The sequence below is a fragment of the Rhodococcus sp. MH15 genome (assembly GCF_019266045.1).
Lineage (GTDB): Bacteria > Actinomycetota > Actinomycetes > Mycobacteriales > Mycobacteriaceae > Rhodococcus_F > Rhodococcus_F qingshengii.
The window spans coordinates 1-1,350 of record NZ_LPNP01000007.1 but is presented as its reverse complement, the minus strand read 5'-3'; the positions used below and the strand labels follow the sequence as shown (position 1 = coordinate 1,350).

The 1,350-nt window shown below is 63.0% G+C and carries 1 protein-coding gene and 1 other annotated feature; the gene reads left to right on the top strand.

The genetic code is table 11. The features are described 5' to 3' along the window. Positions 1-54 precede the first annotated feature (54 nt). A protein-coding gene (locus ATN37_RS00050; protein ID WP_230544151.1) for an IS3 family transposase occupies positions 55-1,319 on the top strand; the annotation gives its coding sequence in 2 pieces (ribosomal slippage) (positions 55-358 and positions 358-1,319; 1,266 coding nt in all). Further along, positions 354-488 (top strand) — a sequence feature (AL1L pseudoknot). It overlaps the preceding gene by 135 nt. Positions 1,320-1,350: the final 31 nt, after the last annotated feature.

The window sequence follows — 1,350 nt, the reverse complement described above, 5'->3', positions numbered from 1 at the left end:
TGAATCGCCCTGGGTTCGGTGGAGACTTCTGGCCTTGGAAACGAGGATGGAAGCATGCCGAATGAACGGGTGTCAGGGAGGCCGACGATGCGGCGGTATTCGCCGGAGGAGAAGGCCGGTGCGGTGCGGATGGTCCGGGCGTTGCGGGCCGAGCTGGGGACCGAGCATGGGACGACAGCGCGGGTTGCCTCGCAGTTGGGTTACGGGGTCGAGTCCGTCAGGTCGTGGGTCAAGCAGGCCGATATCGATGACGGTCTGACTGTGGGAGTGAGCACCGCCGAGGCCGATCGGATCAAGCAACTCGAGCAGGAAATCCGAGAACTGCAGCGCGCCAACGAGATATTGAAGCGTGCGGCGTCTTTCTTCGGGGCGGAGCTCGACCGCCAGCACAAGAGATGACCGCGTTCATCGATGCCAATCGCGGCGATGTCATCGCGGGTCGGAGGCTTGGGGTCGAGCGTATCTGCAAGGCCTTGCAGATACCTCCGAGCAGCTACTACGCCACCAAAAGCCGACCGCCGTCAGCTAGATCGGTCTCCGATAGCCGGTTGCGGCCGGCGCTACGGGGGTTGTGGGAGGAGAATTACCAGGTATATGGGGTGCGGAAGCTGTGGAAAGCAGCCCGAAGATCGGGCATCGATGTCGGCCGTGACCAGGTCGCGCGGCTGATGCGTGCCGAGCAGATCGCTGGTGTGCGGCGAGGGAAGAAGGTGCGTACCACCCGAGCAACGGCCGGGGCGGATCGGCACCCCGATCTGGTTGGGCGGGATTTCACTGCGACTGAGCCGAACCAACTGTGGGTCACCGACCTCACCCACGTCCCGACCTGGGCGGGAATGGGCTACGTCTGCTTCATCACCGACGCTTACTCTCGGATGATCGTGGGCTGGCGCGTCGCGGCGAACATGCGCACCCAGGTAGTGCTCGACGCCATCGAGATGGCCCGCTTCAGTCGCGGCACACGGTTGACCGGGCTGCGCTGCCACAGCGATGCGGGCAGTCAATTCACCTCGGTCCGCTACGGCGAACGGCTCGCCGAACTCGGTGCAATACCGTCGATCGGGACCGTGGGCGATTCCTACGATAATGCTCTCGCCGAGAGCGTGAACGGCTACTACAAGTACGAACTCATCTACGGCCCAACGCATCCTGGTCCATGGCGCAGCATCGACGACGTGGAACTGGCGACACTGTCGTGGGTGCACTGGCACAATCACAGGCGGCTGCATGGTCACTGCGGCGACATCCCGCCAGCAGAGTACGAGAAGACGTTCTACGCTACTGAGCAGGGTGAGCAGGCCTTGGTTGAAATCAAATAGCCAGAGCCTCCATCAGACCCAGGGCGATTCA